The following is a 17166-nucleotide window of genomic DNA, read 5'->3' as shown; positions in this document are numbered from 1 at the left end:
ACGTCGGCAACAAGCAAAAAAACATCCGTAATAAAATTATAAATGACCCAAAACGATAAAAAAAACGAATTCTATTTTGATTTATTCATAGACCAATTTCCTCGTTTGAGCATTGAAGCTAAAGAATTTACACGCTCGTTTTTAACCATTCAAAAATATAAAAAGAAAGAATTTGTCTATAAAGCTGGTGAGGTACAAAAAGATATCGGTTTTGTATGTCAAGGGCTTTTAAGAAAATATTACCTAAATGAAAAGGGTAATGAAATAATTACAGGATTTATAAGTGAAAATGGTTATGCTACCGACTATCCTTCTTTTTTGAGACAAATACCTTCTAAATTTCATATTCAATGTCTCGAACCAACAATTATCGTGAACGTGTCTTACGCAAAATTACAAGAAGCTTATTACAAACATAAAGGTAACGAAATGTATGGAAGATTAGTTGCTGAAAGTGTTTTAACACGAGAAACCGATAGAGTGGAAAGCCTTATGTTTGAAAATGCTGAAGAACGATATTTAAACTTTACTGCCAAAAATAAAGCATTGACCAACCGTATCAGTTTAACCCATCTAGCATCGTATTTAGGCATTGAAAGACAATCTTTAAGTAGGATTAGAAGTAATCTGGCAAAAAAATAATTTTGTCACATAGGTGTCAGGTAAAAAACTGGTTATTATTACATATTTGTTGTATCAACTTTTAAATACAGTAAAAATGAGCTCTAGCACTATAAAAAAAATCCTTTTCGTATTTGTACTATTATTAGTCTCTGTATTTTCTAACGGACAGTACGTGGTCTTTTTTGCCATCTGGGTTTTTATAGCAATGTTACTTTTTGCTGTTCGAAAGTTAAAAAAATGGCAAGGGTTTTTAGTTGCTTATGTAGCTATTGGCATAGGCTATTATATAGGTTTTAATGTTGTTCCATTTTTACCTATCGAGATTCCAATTATTGTGACTCTGATTTTTAGTTTTTTTTACTCAATACCATACTTGATAGATTCATTTTTCAGAAATAAGCGTGATGCATTTCTAAGCACCTTAATTTTTCCTTGTTCGGTTGTATTGATGGAATTTGCTTATCATCAATTTAATCAGTTTGGAACATTTGGGCATTTAGCTTACACTCAGCAATCTCAACTCATATTGCTGCAATCAATTTCAATTTTTGGTTTAGGATATATTTCATTTTTAATGGCTTGGTTTGCCTCTATTTGCAATTGGATTTATGAGCAAAAAAATAATTGGAAAAACATCAAAAAGGCAATGCTAATTTATGGTCTTGTTTTCGGTATTACATTATCATTTGGATTTTACCGTGTAAAATTTCAACCATCCAATACCGAAACTATTCGTATTGCTTCAATTTCTGCTATAGACAGTCTTAAAACTGGTGTAGATATTCAAGGACTAAACAATAAAGAATCCGAAAATGACGTAAAAGCTATAACCAGAAGAAATACAACCCGATTAAATCAAAATTTATTCGATAGAAGTATCAAAGAGGCAGAATCTGGTGCAGCGCTGGTTTTTTGGGCAGAAGGCAATGCAGTTATATTAAAAGAAGATGAAAAGGCACTTTACAAAAAAGCAAGCAAAGTAGCTTCCGAGCAAAATATCTATTTGGGAGTAGGCGTTGCAGTTATCGATCCCACAAACACTAAATTTCTCGAAAACAAGCTTGTACTTTTTGACAACAATGGAAAAAAAATTATTGATTATTGGAAAGGTATTTCAGTTCCTGGTGCAGAAGAACCCATTAGCAATAATAAAGCTACCGGAATCCAAAAAACAGAAACTGATTATGGTACCATTGCAGCCGTAATTTGCTTTGACTTAGATTTTCCAAACTATTTAAAAAACGCAAGTGGTACTGACATTTTAATAGCTCCTAGCAATGATTGGAAAGAAGTTGCAAAGCTACATACCGATATGTCCAAATTTAGAGCGATAGAGCAAGGTTTTAATTTTGTTCGCCAGACCAGTCTTGGTATATCAATTGGTACAGATTATACTGGTGAGGTAATTGGCGAAATGAACCATTTTAATAGTGATGAGAAAATACTTATAACGGAATTACCAACAAAAGGAACGATGACAATATATTCAAGGATTGGAGATACATTTATTGTCTTTTGTTTGTTATTGTTGATTTTCACAATCATAATTCTCAAAAAGAAAAACACAAGGCAAGCAAATAACTAATTATAACAAACCAATTGATAAGGAATTACTATATTTCCCTCAGTAAATCAAAATGACGATTAGCAGGTCGTTAAAGTGACTAAAACAATAACATGCCAGAGCATATAGACTACCAAAGCAATGAATTAATCGATCGACTGCCTAGACATTTAAAGCAGTTTATCAAACCTCAAAATTATGACGACTACTCGCCTATCGATCAGGCAGTTTGGAGATATGTGATGCGCCGTTTAGTCAACCATTTAACGGATGTTGCACACGAATCCTATCTTGAAGGATTAAAAAAAACCGGAGTGGGCATTGAAGAAATTCCGAATATGTATGGTATGAATCGAATCCTCAAGGAAATCGGTTGGGCTGCCGTAGCGGTAGACGGTTTTATTCCACCAAATGCTTTTATGGAATTTCAGGCTTACAAGGTATTGGTCATTGCCTCAGATATACGACAACTCGAAAATATTGAATATACTCCGGCTCCAGATATTATTCACGAATCAGCTGGCCATGCACCAATTATTGCCAATCCAGATTATGCCGAATACTTGAGAAGATTAGGAGCCGTGGGCTCTAAAGCTATTCTATCAAAACATGATATGGATGTTTATGAGGCTGTCAGAAAATTGTCAATTCTGGAAGAGGCTCAAGGTATAAGCCAACAAGAAATTGACGAGGCTAGATCGCATGTCAATGAACTGCAGGAAAAGAAAGTCGCGCTTTCTGAAATGGCTCAAATTAGAAACTTACAGTGGTGGACTGTTGAATATGGTCTTATTGGAGATATGGATGATCCAAAATTATATGGCGCTGGTCTTTTATCTTCCATCGGTGAGAGCAAGTCGTCCTTAAAAGACGATGTTAAAAAAATTCCCTATTCTATAGCAGCATCACAGCAAGAGTTTGATGTGACCAAGCCACAACCTCAGCTCTATGTTACACCTGACTTCTCTTATTTAATGCAAGTCTTAGAAGAGTTTTCGAACACGCTAAGTCTAAGAAAAGGTGGTAGCAGAGGTTTAAAAAAGCTTATTGATTCCCAAATGGTAGGAAGCATTGAACTGAGTACAGGGCTACAAATCTCAGGCAATTTTTCAAGGGCGATTTTAAATGAAGATAACGAGGTGATTTTCTTTCAAACTAAAGGACCAACCGCTTTAGCATTTAGGGAAAAAGAATTGATAGGCCATGGTATAAAGCATCACAAGGATGGGTTTAGCTCCCCTTTGGGTAAATTAAAAAATATTAATCTTGCCATTGAAGACATGGGACCTGTGGACTTAAAAGCTTATAATTTTTATGATGGAAAACGGCTTTCTTTTGAGTTTGAGAGTGGGATTAAAGTCGAGGGATTAAATGTTACTGGGATTAGAAATATTCAGGGAAAATTAATGCTGATTCAACTCAAGGATTGTACAGTATCCTATAATGACGAATTTTTATTCTTGCCAGAACACGGTATTTACAACATGGTAGTAGGAAAAGAAATTGTTTCCGCTTTCGCCGGATCTGCAGATAGTAATTCATTCCCAAATTTATATGGCGAATCCACTACCCTGACCATAAAAAAGAAAAAATCAGTATCTCAAACAAAATTGGAAAATTATTATGAATCGATAAGAAATTATCGTCATGATGAATTAAACGATCCTGCCATACTAAAAAATATTTTTGAAGAACTAAGAGCAGAATACCCTAAAGAATGGCTCTTGATGCTTGAAATATTTGAACTTTCAAAGGATAATAATCTAGCGGTATTAGTTAAAGATTATTTCTCAGAATTAATTAAGTCCCATCCAGAGCTAGGCTCTCTTATTTCTGATGGACTTAAAATTATGAACCTAGAATCATCGGAAAATCTTCAATTAAAATAAAAGGATTAGCTATATAAGTTATACAGACATTATTGCCAGTAGAAAATCAAAAGTAGACTTTTTCAACATTACTGTATTTCATATAACCATGCGCTAAAAGAGTTTCACCTTAAGTGTATATGGTAACAATTTTGGGAATATTTTCACTTCATTTTATCACAGATTTAAAATTAATGAATCAACTTTGTAACAAACAGAGCTCAAGATCATGAATCAGAGAAAATTAATTGAAGTAATTAAGAACCAAAAAGAGGACGTTAAACTATCTTCTACTCTAAAATTAGAGTCCCATCGTTTTACACAATTAATTTTTAACACCTTTTTTGATAGCGAAACGGATACCGAAAAATCTTTGGTCGAACTTAAGACCTTATTTATAAAGATAAGAGATATTGCGTGCCCAGAAATTGCAGGACAGCCATGCAAAACGTGGGATGATTTTATTGAATGCATACCAGATTTATTTTGCAACTTAAAAAAAGATGCCCAGGCTATTTTTAATAATGATCCTGCTGCCGAATCACTAAGTGAAGTTTATTTGGCGTATCCTGGTTTTTTTGCTATTTCTGTTTATAGAATGGCTAAAGAATTTCATCGTTTAGGACTACCACTTATTCCTAGACTGATGACGGAATATGCACATCAACTTACCGGAATAGATATTCATCCAGGTGCTCATATTGGTGAATCTTTTTTTATAGATCATGGCACTGGTGTAGTGATCGGTGAAACGGCAATTATCCATGATAACGTCAAAATCTATCAAGGTGTGACGCTTGGAGCTTTAAAAGTTAAAAAAGAATTTAGAAACAAAAAGAGACACCCAACGATTAATAATAATGTGATAATTTATGCCAATGCTACCATTTTAGGTGGTGAAACTATCATAGGTGAAAATAGCATTATTGGAGGAAATGCATGGCTAACAGAATCAGTACCTAAAAATTCTATAGTTACACACAGTCCTCAAATTGAAATAATTCCGATGAAATTATGAGCAAATCCTTATTAAGTCAAATTGGTAATACTCCAATTGTAAAATCGATGGTCTTAAATACCAATCCAAACGTAGAGCTTTACTTTAAATTAGAAGGCGATAATCCAGGTGGAAGTGTAAAAGATCGTGCGGCTTACAACATGATCAAAACGGCTTTAGATTCCAATGTAATCACTAAATCTACAAAACTAATCGAAGCTACCAGTGGTAACACCGGCATTGCATTAGCAATGATTGCTGGCGTTTTTGGATTGGATATTGAACTGGTAATGCCTGAAACTGCCACCCGAGAACGGGTACAAACCATGAAAGCTTATGGTGCAAAAGTGACCTTACATCCAGATGGTATAGAAGGCGCTCGCGATTACGCAGAAAATAAAGTAACCAATGAGGGCTTTTATTCATTTAACCAATTTGCTAACGATGCAAACTGGAAAGCACACTACAAAACAACGGGACCAGAGATATGGAGAGACACTCAAGGAGCAGTAACACACTTCGTTTCATCTATGGGTACTACTGGCACTATTATGGGTACTTCAACATATTTAAAGGAGCAAAACAAATCCGTACAAATTATTGGTGTTCAGCCCACAGAAGGTTCTAGTATTCCAGGTATACGCAAATGGCCACAAGAATACTTACCAAAAATTTTTAATGCCGATAAAGTAGATCGTATTTATGAGGTGAGCGAAGAAGAAGCCATTACAATGGCTAGACGATTAGCTAAAGAAGAAGGCATATTTGCTGGCATGAGCAGTGGTGGTGCCACAACAGCAGCACTTAAGCTTGCTAAAGAGTTAAAAGAAGGTGTGATTGTTAGCATTATCTGTGATCGAGGTGATCGTTATTTATCTTCGGACCTTTTTGAATAATTCCAAATGAAGGTTTAATTAAAAACTAAATTCACAGAACAAAAAAATGTAATCAAACTTTGAGCTAAACAAACTTACGCCAACTCGCGGAAATAACTCAACCATAGAGGCTTCGTTAATCGGTGGTGTTGCCCAATTGGACTTCAACCGGACCGATGTGACTTTCTTCACAGTGACATCTCCAACAGACACAGGATTGGGTTCCGATAATTTACCCACAAATAATCCTTCTTTGGGAATACCGATTCTGATATAGAGACTATTTGCGTTTTTCCAATACCATCGCAATTTTATTGAGATGGGTGGATTGAAGAAAAATGTAACCTACTCAATACAACAGATTAGAACAAGAAGTGAAAACTGGCACGACTTCTCAAAACGAAAGAATCGACATTCAAGCTCGTAGCAAAGGCATTTACTTTTTAAATATTGCATATGGAAATACAATTAAGTTTATAATAGACTAACCAATTAAAAAGTTTGTCACTACTGAGCTAGCTTCAACATTTCAACTATAAAATTCACTTCACAAAATCCTCAGCAAACAAAAAGTTAATGTATTTTTAGCTTTAGCTAAGTACCATTGCCACCTTTTTTGCCAAATTGATATATTTAGAATTATATCAAACCGGTACTTCTATTTATTACTATAATATAATCGATAAACATGGATTTTAAAGACAAAAAAATACTCATCACTGGAGGATCTCGAGGCATAGGAAAAGCAACAGCAACTGCATTTGCAAAGCGCGGAGGTGTTGTAGGCATAAATTATAGAAGTCAGACCAATGAGGCGCTTAAAACGCTTAAAGAATTAGAAGGTACAGGGCATAAACTGTTTCAATATGATATTGCAGATAAAGCGGCGTCACAAGATTTAATAGCAGATTTTATTGATACCTACGGCACTATAGATATTTTAATTAATAATGCAGGTATTTCTATAAGTCACGACTTTGATAATATCAATTTTGAAGAATGGGCCTCCGCATGGAAAGATACCCTCCAAACCAATTTGTTTGCAGCGGCCAACCTTTCTTTTTTAGCTTCAAAACAAATGATAAAAACTGGCGGAGGTCATATTGTAAATGTATCCTCTCGTGGTGCCTTTCGAGGAGAACCAACTAAACCTGCTTATGGTGCCAGTAAAGCAGCTCTAAATGCTATGAGTCAATCATTGGCCAAAAAATTAGCTCCCTATAATGTTTTTGTTGGTGTCGTAGCACCAGGTTTTACAGAAACTGATATGGGCTCTAAAACATTAACTGATATTGAGCGCCAAAATTTACTCAGGGAATCTCCTTTTAAGCGTATGGCACAACCGGAAGAAGTAGCCCATGCCATTCTATTTCTAGCCTCAAAAGAAGCATCTTATTGTTCTGGGACTATTATTGATGTAAACGGTGCCAGCTATCTAAGAAGCTGATAATTATTGTATAGCTTAGTAAGTGAAGATTAAATAAGGTGAACATTACAAATCTGTAGCCACACATCTACATAAAGATGCGCTAGATTAAAACTTTGCTTAACTAAATTACAGCGGTAGAATTACAAAACAAGTTGTTTTCATCCTTTTTTCCCATCAATTCAGTTGATTCAACTTTCAAAATATTTTTCGCAATATTATACTTAAATCACTAGGTAGAGTAGATTTATTAAATTTTCATTTGCATCAAAGATGATTTGTTTAAAGGTCATAAAACCAATGCTCAAAATGTATATTTAGGTATTAACAAAATTTCAATTTATGAGCATTCTAAAAAATTCAATTGCGCTATCTATCATTGGTGCTAGCGCAGCTATTCTATACAAAGCTTATGGTCATAGAAGACCTCAATATTCTAATGGCCCTAAACATCATAATACAACTGATGGAAAGTCCGATGTCAATGACAACATAGATAATTCTGAACAAAGAAATTATAAAATGTTTAAGGATTTGGAAATGACCGAAGCACAACAACGAAAATACAACAACAGCATAAAGGCTGTAATGAGCGATTGGGAAAAAAACAATCCAAATAAATCAATGGACTTAAAACAAACTTTAAAAGAGGAAGACAAAGCTCTCAACGCTGTCCTTAACGAAATGCAATATGGCATGTACCGTGATTGGGCAGATAGGTACAAATATTAAAGGTAAAACTAGACGTACACAACTTACCTCAATGCAAAATAAAATTTTATTAATACAAATCTAAACCTTATAAATTATCATGAAAGTACAAGCATATTTATCATTTAGAGGAAACTGCCTAGAGGCATTAAACTTTTACAGTGAATTATTTGACGCAGAGATTGTTAACCGTCAAACTTATGAAGATAAAGAAATGGATGTTCCATCTTCCTATAGAAATAATTTGCAACATGCCGAATTAAAAGGTAAGAACATTCATCTTATGGCTTACGATGTTTCGCCAGATACTCCCCTAAACAACGGTAATCAGATTCATATGAGTGTTGATGTTTCAAACCGAGAAGAAGGAGAAGATCTTTTTAAAAAATTGTCAAATGGCGGAAATGTTCATCATGAATATCGCGAAAGAGAATGGGGACATTTTGGACGCTGTACTGACAAATTTGGTATTGGCTGGATGGTAAACTGGAACAATTGATAAAATGCGAATTTTAATCAGAAATGGTTTTACCCTAAATTTTGAAATTCAGATTAAAGCATAGTAAAAATGGGTGCCTAAACCACTGATATGGGACTTTCCCATTTACACCAATGGCCCTTTAGATAAAGTAATTAAATTTATAAGCGGTTACTATTATGACAAACCTTTATGATATAGAAAAAAATGATTAAATAAATCACAAACCACATTTTTAAATTTAAAATCTGTGGCGAAAAAAACGATTATGGCTAAGGAAAAAATACTGCTAGATCTTTTTGAAAAGAAATTACAAAATCTATATAATTCTGAAATACTCATAGTAAACTCAATTCCCAAATTGATGCAGCATGTTAGAGATGAAGAATTAAAAGATGCGGTTAACTTATATTATGGAGAAACTTACCGTCAAAAAGAAAGGCTCACAGACATAGGTAATTATTTAAACATTAAAGTTGCCGTTCAGGATGGCAATATTATTCGTGCACTTATAGAGGATGTCAAATGGCTTTATGACGAATTTGCAAAAGGTTTATTAATGGATGTAGGTATCGTATCAAAATTACGCAACATTCAACATTTTCAGATTTCTGCCTACGAAACCGCCTTACTTTATAGCCAACATCTAAAGGTTGATGAAGTGTCTGATTTATTCAAGCAAACTTTGGATGAAGCTTATGAAGGTGATGAAATTTATAGTTATCATGCAAAACGATTATTACAGAATCTGAAATTAAAAAATGAGGACTAATTATACATCAAAAATACTGTTTACTCGGTATAATTTGGCTGTAAAATAAGTACGCTCATTCAAAAATTTCCTTCAAACAGATTATAAAGATTAAACCCAAATAGAATTAAAATAATTATTAATGCAAGTACCGTAAGAATTGGTACATTGTTAATGTTAATTGGAATCTTAAAGACCTCTGCTTCATCCTTATTTTTGTGTTTTAACCTGTAGTTAATTAGAGCTATGTTCACCATACCAAATACGGTAAAAATAAAGATGTTACTAATTGATGCCACAATTTTTAGATTGCCAATGAGCCCAAATGCAATGGTGACTATGGCAATAGCAGCAATGGCATAATTGGGTGTGCGTTCTCCGTAACCCTCTATTGAGGTAAAACGCTTGAGCCAAGATATTTTACTGTCCCTAGCCACATCATATAATAATCGTGATGCACCCAAAATATTACTAAGAATAGTTTTACTGGTTGCAAATAATGCAACTACCACTAAAATAGTTCCACCGATTGCACTCCATTGCTCGTTGATGATCGCTGCAAGAGGCCCAGTTTTTTGAGACAACTCTTCTGCGCTAAATGTGCTCACCGCACTTATGGCAATCATGACATAAACAATAAGCACAACAACTCCACTGATCAGTACACCTTTTGGCATCACTTTTTTGGCATTTTTTGTTTCTTCGGCCATTTTTACCAAATCCTCAAAACCTACATAACTAAAAAATATTAGTGCGGCACCAGCCATGATTCCTGTAAAACCATCTTCTCCTGTTTCTAATAGAGAAACATTTCCCCAGTCGGGAATACAAAAACCAATCACCAATCCAAGACCCAATAACGTAATTACGGTTGCCACCGTATTGTAGTAAGAGCTGTATTTTGAGCCAACTATATTAAAAAGCGCCATTAATATTACGATCCCTACCACAGCAATCCAATTTGTAATGTCAAATAAACGGCTTAAATATTCAGCAAAACTAATGGCAATAGCTGCTGGAGCAACAATTCCAGTAAAGGTCATGAATACGGACATGATTAATGCGGTACGCTCACCTATGCCTTGTTTTATATATTCAAAACTACCACCTGCATCAGGAAAACGACTTACAAACTCAGCATAGGACAATCCAGTTAATAATGCGACAATGGCTGCAATGGTAAAACTTAACCATAGCATATTACCACTGAGTCCTGCCGCCTGACCTATTATAGCGTAGATTCCTGCTCCGATGATGCCTCCAACACCAAACATGATAATGTCCCAAAAGCCAAGGGATCTTTTTAATTTTTTTTCCGACATTGAAAATCTATTAACTTGCTGATATTCACATATGAAATTAAAAATATTTTAATCAATATTTTTAACTATATCCATAGAAATAACATCGGGTTTAAATAAACAGAATTGGCCGTTTATAAAAAATAAACATGAGCCGAATAAAAAAACCCTATAAAAAATTATAGGGTTTCATTGAAATTGTAATTGACACATGTCCATAAATGAAACAATAGACCTTCCCCTAAAAATTACCAATTATCAATTTCATTTAGCACGTCTTTACGACTTCTGTTTGTACGCTTCGCGATGCGTTCGGTCATATCGTAAAATCCTCCCTCTTGGTAAGAAAGATCCTCTTCCCTTACATTTGGATAATGATTGTGATAGTTATGCCGTATATGGTTCCATTTGTCTTGCAACCTTCGGGAATTGTTGTGGTTTAAAATGTCCATGGCTGTAAGTTTTTGAGTTAAACATACCCAAATTTACAACAGAGATATCACCAAATTTAGCCTTATAACGTAAGAGATTTGCCCTAAAAATATAGAAGTTTATTTATTACTTTTAAGAAAATCGCTTGGTAATATCTCAAAACGCTCAAAGAAGATCTGAGTAAAGTAACTTCGGCTATTGTAACCTGTTTTATACACCACCTCAGATACAGAATAATTTTTTGTAGATAGCAAATTATAGGCTTCCTGCAGTCTTATTTCCTTGGTATAATTATGTGCTGTTTTCTGAAACAGAAACTTAAAGCCAGTTTGCAATTTTTGTGGTGATAATTGCATTTCTTTTGCCAGATCCTTTACAGAAATATTACTGTCTATATTATTCTTTAGATACTCTGTCGCATTTTTAATCTTTACCAGATCTTTTCTAACTAAGGATGGAGGGAGTGTTGAATCGGTATAGTAATTTTCGTATTCATGCAGTTGCAACCCCATTATAATGTTTACATTACCTTCTGTTATGATTCTTTTTATTAGACCCAAATACGGGTTACTATTTAACTGCCTTATATAGTCAGCAATCTTTAAGTTAAAACTCCCAAAATGGTATAACATATTTGGCGAATTGCCGTTTCTAAAAATATTTTTTATTTCGCCAGGAAAAAATGAGACTCTACTACCCTCTTTTTCTATGTATTGATCTGGACATATCTGAACAATATTCAACATTATTTCTTCGTCCTTTCCTAGCCTAAACAATGCTTTTCGTTTTTTTTCGTATCTGATGATAACATTCTGATAGCTTAATATGGTGTTAGTTTCACCGTTTTCGGTGAAGTCCATTGTACCAGTAGTTAAAAACATAAAATCCATTGGAATATGACCATCGAAACACGTTTCAAAATAAAAATCTGTGTTTAGCTTCATCCTAAAAGACAATAAAGCCATACCGTGGTTAAACGTCACCATAGTTATTTTTCCCTTTCCCAGACTGTTATCAAAGCTAATGGTATGCTCACCACAGAATTTAGAGTGTTTACCATGAAAATGTAATGCTAATTTATCGGCAGTTAAATCATTGATTCTATGAGTTATATAAATGGATTTGCTCAAAAAAATAGCTTTAAGGTTAGTCTAACAAAGAACACATAAACCTTAAACAATAAGTATTGAAATTGACCCTATGATTAATGATTTTGAACAAAAATCGTGTAAGTCTATTTTTACAAATACGTTTTGGGCTTTATAAACCGTGAAGGTTTCAAAAATAAAATCCTATAAGCTAAACTTACTCCAATAAAAGAACACCAGAGCATTTAAAATCATAAAAAAGCAGAATAGGCAAATAAATAGATTATAGACAATTGCCAAAAACAAATTATACAAGCGCTTGTTTTTCAATATTTTAAAATTATATTCTCAGAGAATTCTTTTATTGGCTATTTCTAGATCGCATAATTTTAGACCTATATTCTAACGGCGAACAATTAAAACGTTCCTTGAAAATCCTGGAAAAATAGCTTCTACTGCTCAATCCTATAGTGTAGACAATTTCCGATATATTAAGATCTGGGTTGCCCAAAAGCTCCACTGCCATATCTAATCTCTTATTTCTTACATAAATAGCCACAGTATGATTATGCATTTCTTTAAAACCATTTTGCAATTTGTTTGACGACAGACCCGTTTGCTTACACATATCCTTTATTGAATAATCCTGGTAAGGCTTATCTTTAATACTATTGGTGAGCTTTTCTAATTGCTCAATCTCATAACATCTAAATGAAGAAAGATAAGTTGCCTCCTCTTTTTTCTGAATGGTTTTAAGCTGAAGACCTACTATAATATTGCAGTAACCCGTAGCCATACAGCTGTCTTCGCAGGTTTCCTTATCTAATTTAATAAGTTTTCCCACAATCTCGTTCATAGCGAGATTAGGAATTGAAATTGCAGATGCATATTTAGGTTTGTAAGATTGCAATAACTGTAGTTGACCGTCATCAAAATGCGATTCTGTTACTTTTAATACAACGATATTATAGAGTGTATCAGTTTCATAATTAAAAGTGATGCAATGTGCATTGCTAAGAGGTAATAGAATACTAGAATACCCACCAACGCATTTATTAACACCATCGGAGTTTGTTATTTGAAACGGTTTTTGAGCCATATTTACAATAATATAGATCGATGTATTATCATCAGATTCTAATTTTGCGCTAAATGCCCCTAAACATTGAAAATTAAAATTGAACAAAGTGAGCTGCTTAATGAGCTCAATTTGTTCAATCTTTCCCCTAAAATAATCATGGCTGTTATTACAACCATTTTGTAGATTTATAGTAAAACTATCATTCATATTGATTCCCCTAATAATCAATGAACTAATTAACCCTTTACCAAAATTGGACAATTCTCCAATGGCTCAATGTCGATTTTGATAATTTTTGTGTCTAATTTGATTACACTTAAGACAAATTCAACAATCTTAACGACGCACAATCAATAGATCTCATAAGACTAGCACAAATGTTATCGATTCTCTTTTTATAGAATTTCGCTCAGAAACAATTAACATTTCTGTAAATATTTATTCCTTATTTTTAGTCCTTATAATTAATCTATATTTCAATATGATCAAGCACATTCGTTTTTGTATTGCCCTACTTCTATTAATCAATTCTTCAGTTTTAATTGCCCAAAACGATTCAAAAGAAAAAGACTCAACAAAAAAAGCCACAAAGGAATTACCTCTAGAACCTGAAAGAAAGGTGAAATTCACAACAGATAAAGGCACATGGATCTCACTTGATGTAAGTCCCGATGGAAAAACTATTATGTTTGATATGATGGGAGACCTCTACACTATTCCTATTTCTGGTGGTAAAGCCACAAGAATTACACAAGGGATGCCATACGATGTACATCCGCGCTATAGTCCCGACGGTAAAAGCATTTTATATATTTCTGATAAAAGTGGATCGGACAATCTATGGACAATGGATTTAGAAACTAAAGAGGAAACACAGCTAACAAAAGACAAAGATAAATATCATGTTTCGGCATCATGGAGTCCAGACGGAGAGTATATTGTTGGTACACGAGGCAGAAGAAATGTAAAACCATTTATTGTACATAAAGATGGAGGTTCTGGTGCAGATTTGTTGTCTAAACAAAAAGCCAGGAAATTTATTGATCCAGCTTTTAGTGCAGATGGTAAGCATATTTATTTTTCGACAAGAACTGGAGCTTGGAATTATAATGCGCAATTACCGCAATACCAAATTATGAGTTTTGATCGTGAAGATGCATCAACCGAGAATGTTACTTCAAGATATGGCTCGGCCTTTACACCAACATTATCTAAAGATGGAAAATGGATGGTTTACGGAAGTAGATTTGAGGAGCATACAGGTTTAGTGTTGCGTAATCTAAACACAGGTGAAGAGCGCTGGTTGGCATATCCCGTCCAGCGTGACGACCAAGAATCTATTGCTCCACTTGGCGTTTTACCAGCTATGTCATTTACACCAGACAGCAAAAACTTAATTGCATCATATGGTGGTAAAATTTATAGTATCGGTATTGAAAACGGAAACGCCAAAGAAATTCCATTTTCTGTAGATGTAGATTTGGACCTAGGTCCATTGGTTTATTTTAAATATCCTATTGACGATTCACCTGAAGCTTTTGTGACTCAAATTAGAGGTGCAAAACCTTCACCAGACGGAAAGCAGATTGTTTTTACCGCACTCAATCGCTTGTACATAATGGACCTTAATGGTACTCCAAAAAGATTAACCGATAACGATTTTACAGAAGCCATGCCTGCATGGTCACCAGATGGTCAACAAATTGTATTTACGACGTGGAAACCAGATGGCGGACACTTGTACAAAGTGAATGCTTCTGGAAAAGGAAAAGCTGTTCAATTAACTGAGGAACGCGGCATCTATACCGATCCTGCATGGTCATATAATACCAACAGGATTGCTTTCACCAAAGGTTCTGCCCAAACCTATGATGATGCTATCGGACCAACGAGTAGCAGATCTGTTGAAACATTAGCTTGGATTCCTGCAGAAGGTGGAGAAATCACCGTTATCGATAGAGCAAAAGGAAGAGGAATGCCACATTTTACTAAAGCAAATGACCGTGTATATCTTAATCATGGAAACAAAGGATTAATCTCGGTTAGATGGGATGGCAGCGATGAAAAAGAGCATTTAAAACTCACGGGAATTAAGACCTATGGATCTTCAGATGTGTTTGGAAAAGACCATGAAACAGCCATGCCAACACATGAGGAAGGCTGGAGAGAAAATAACAAAGGCTCAACACCGAGTGAAATTCGTATTTCGCCAGATGGCACACATGCTCTTGCAAAAATCAATAATGATATCTATTCTGTAATCATCCCAATGATTGGTGAAACACCAACTATTTCAGTTGCAAAACCAGATAATGCAGCGTTCCCTGCCAACAAGCTGACTGTTATGGGTGGTGAATTTCCAGAATGGTCCAGTGATAGTAAAAAAGTACATTGGTCATTAGGATCGAGTCATTTTATATATGATCTAGAAAAAGGTAAAGCTTTTGCAGATAGTTTAAAGCTTGCTAAAAAGAAAGAAAAAGAATTAAAGGAGTCGCAGAAAGAATCCGATTCTACCAAAACAGAAGAAAAGAAAGAAGATAAGAAGGATACGCCTAAATTTAAAGCAGAAGAATACAAAGTAAAGGTGTCTTATAAACGTGACATTCCTAAAGGAAAAACTCTTTTAAAAGGCGGAAGACTCATCACAATGAATGGCAAAAAAGTCATCGAAAAAGGTGATATTTTAATTGAAAACAACCGAATAACTAATATTGGGGAATCAGGTAGTTTTACAGCTCCAAGCGATGCTAAAGTTATCGATGTTTCAGGTAAAACACTCACACCAGGCTTTGTAGATACCCACGCACATATGTGGCCAAATTGGGGAGTTCATAAAAATCAGGTTTGGATTTATTCCGCCAACCTAGCTTATGGTGTCACCACAACAAGAGACCCTCAAACTGCAACAACAGATGTTTTAACGTACGCAGATATGGTAGATGCTGGGATGATTCATGGTCCAAGAGTTTATAGCACAGGACCAGGAGTTGGGTTTTGGGCTTACAATTTAGAAAGTTTAGATCATGCCAAAGAAGTTTTAAAACAGTACAGCGAATACTACAATACTAAAAGTATAAAGAGCTATATCGTTGGTAATCGACAACAACGCCAATGGCTTATAATGGCAGCTAAGGAATTAAAACTAATGCCAACCACAGAAGGAGGATTAGATTTTAAGCAAAATATGGTAAATATGATAGATGGAAACCCTGGACATGAGCATTCCTTCCCAATTTATCCTCTGTATGATGATGTTATTAAAGTTGCAGCCGAGTCTAAAATGGCGATAACACCAACACTTTTGGTAAGCTACGGAGGTCCTTGGGCAGAAAATTATTTCTATTCTAGGGAAAATCCATATAATGATAAAAAACTTCAACGTTTTACTCCTTATGAAGAATTAGCACAAAAATCAAGAAGAAGACCAGGTTGGTTTATGGATGATGAGCATGTATTTAAAAAACACGCAGAATTCATGAAAGACCTCATCGAAGCTGACGGAATTGGTGGCATTGGTAGCCATGGACAATTACAAGGTCTTGGTTTTCACTGGGAACTCTGGGCTGTAGCTAGTGGCGGTATGGACAATTACGATGCGTTAAGATTAGCCACTATTAAAGGTTGTGAGGCTTTAGGGCTAGATGACGATTTAGGCTCATTAGAAACAGGAAAAATTGCAGATATTTTAATAATGAACCAAAATCCGCTCGATAACTTAAGAAACACAAATACTTTAACTCACGTCATCAAAAACGGAATGGTTTATGATGCCAATACACTAGATGAAGTAGCGCCAAGAGAAAAGAAAGCAGAAACGTTTCACTGGCAAACAAAACGTCCAGAAGGATTACCAGGAGTTAAGAACTAAGACTCGTATTAGCAAAAATTAAACTTAGACTTTTATTAATATTAAGCCCAATTCTCTAAAGAATTGGGCTTTTTTTATATCATTAAATATCAATCACTT

Annotated in this window: 16 protein-coding genes; 11 read left to right on the top strand and 5 right to left on the bottom strand. The window is 34.6% G+C overall.

The features are described from left to right. The first annotated feature begins 42 nt into the window (after positions 1-42). From HM983_RS12600 to cysM, 5 genes are all read left to right on the top strand, one after another. The gene (locus HM983_RS12600; RefSeq protein WP_179345876.1) at positions 43-642 is read left to right on the top strand and encodes a Crp/Fnr family transcriptional regulator; all 600 of its coding nucleotides are present in this window, start codon (positions 43-45) and stop codon (positions 640-642) included. A 76-nt stretch (positions 643-718) separates the two neighbouring features. Then, positions 719-2209 carry a nitrilase-related carbon-nitrogen hydrolase gene (locus tag HM983_RS12595; RefSeq protein WP_179345873.1) on the top strand — a complete coding sequence of 497 codons (1491 nt, stop codon included), beginning with the start codon at positions 719-721 and terminating at the stop codon, positions 2207-2209. A 92-nt stretch (positions 2210-2301) separates the two neighbouring features. Beyond that, on the top strand, positions 2302-4077 hold the full coding sequence (locus HM983_RS12590) for an aromatic amino acid hydroxylase (protein ID WP_179345871.1): 1776 nt from the start codon (positions 2302-2304) through the stop codon (positions 4075-4077). A 208-nt stretch (positions 4078-4285) separates the two neighbouring features. Then, positions 4286-5074 (top strand): serine O-acetyltransferase EpsC, encoded by a 789-nt coding sequence (gene epsC / locus HM983_RS12585; RefSeq protein WP_179345869.1) that lies wholly within the window; start codon positions 4286-4288, stop codon positions 5072-5074. Beyond that, positions 5071-5949: a cysteine synthase CysM gene (cysM, locus tag HM983_RS12580; RefSeq protein ID WP_179345867.1), complete on the top strand. Its 879-nt coding sequence runs from the start codon at positions 5071-5073 to the stop codon at positions 5947-5949. Before epsC ends, cysM begins: the two co-directional genes overlap by 4 nt. Before the next feature lie 18 nt (positions 5950-5967). Here the strand turns inward: cysM and HM983_RS12575 are convergent, their stop codons facing one another. Next, entirely contained in the window at positions 5968-6168 is a 201-nt protein-coding gene (locus HM983_RS12575) for a hypothetical protein (RefSeq protein WP_179345865.1), read from the bottom strand. Between the two features lie 134 nt (positions 6169-6302). On the opposite strand from HM983_RS12575, the gene HM983_RS16050 reads away from it, so the two are divergent. From HM983_RS16050 to HM983_RS12550, 5 genes are all read left to right on the top strand, one after another. Further along, positions 6303-6416 (top strand): hypothetical protein, encoded by a 114-nt coding sequence (locus HM983_RS16050; RefSeq protein ID WP_179345863.1) that lies wholly within the window; start codon positions 6303-6305, stop codon positions 6414-6416. 200 nt (positions 6417-6616) lie between these two features. Further along, positions 6617-7375, top strand: a complete 759-nt coding sequence (locus tag HM983_RS12565) for an SDR family NAD(P)-dependent oxidoreductase (RefSeq protein ID WP_179345861.1) — start codon at positions 6617-6619, stop codon at positions 7373-7375. Between the two features lie 321 nt (positions 7376-7696). Continuing rightward, complete coding sequence (locus HM983_RS12560; RefSeq protein ID WP_179345859.1) at positions 7697-8086, top strand: hypothetical protein; 390 nt, start codon at positions 7697-7699, stop codon at positions 8084-8086. A 79-nt stretch (positions 8087-8165) separates the two neighbouring features. Continuing rightward, on the top strand, positions 8166-8564 hold the full coding sequence (locus HM983_RS12555) for a VOC family protein (RefSeq protein ID WP_179345857.1): 399 nt from the start codon (positions 8166-8168) through the stop codon (positions 8562-8564). 247 nt (positions 8565-8811) lie between these two features. Next, positions 8812-9315 (top strand): DUF892 family protein, encoded by a 504-nt coding sequence (locus HM983_RS12550; RefSeq protein ID WP_179345855.1) that lies wholly within the window; start codon positions 8812-8814, stop codon positions 9313-9315. 59 nt (positions 9316-9374) lie between these two features. Here HM983_RS12550 and HM983_RS12545 read toward each other — a convergent pair whose 3' ends face one another. The 4 genes from HM983_RS12545 to HM983_RS12530 form a co-directional block, all read right to left on the bottom strand. Beyond that, entirely contained in the window at positions 9375-10616 is a 1242-nt protein-coding gene (locus HM983_RS12545) for an APC family permease (RefSeq protein WP_179345853.1), read from the bottom strand. A gap of 227 nt (positions 10617-10843) precedes the next feature. After that, entirely contained in the window at positions 10844-11047 is a 204-nt protein-coding gene (locus tag HM983_RS12540; protein WP_179345851.1) for a hypothetical protein, read from the bottom strand. Positions 11048-11146: 99 nt separating this feature from the next. Further along, positions 11147-12157 carry a helix-turn-helix domain-containing protein gene (locus HM983_RS12535; RefSeq protein WP_179345849.1) on the bottom strand — a complete coding sequence of 337 codons (1011 nt, stop codon included), beginning with the start codon at positions 12155-12157 and terminating at the stop codon, positions 11147-11149. Between the two features lie 319 nt (positions 12158-12476). Further along, positions 12477-13403: an AraC family transcriptional regulator gene (locus HM983_RS12530; RefSeq protein WP_179345847.1), complete on the bottom strand. Its 927-nt coding sequence runs from the start codon at positions 13401-13403 to the stop codon at positions 12477-12479. A gap of 274 nt (positions 13404-13677) precedes the next feature. On the opposite strand from HM983_RS12530, the gene HM983_RS12525 reads away from it, so the two are divergent. Then, on the top strand, positions 13678-17067 hold the full coding sequence (locus HM983_RS12525; protein ID WP_179345846.1) for an amidohydrolase family protein: 3390 nt from the start codon (positions 13678-13680) through the stop codon (positions 17065-17067). Positions 17068-17166 lie beyond the last annotated feature (99 nt).

The organism is Winogradskyella ursingii, assembly GCF_013403975.1.
Taxonomy (GTDB): domain Bacteria; phylum Bacteroidota; class Bacteroidia; order Flavobacteriales; family Flavobacteriaceae; genus Winogradskyella; species Winogradskyella ursingii.
The sequence above is the reverse complement of the archived record's forward strand: the minus strand, read 5'-3'. Positions and strand labels throughout refer to the sequence as shown.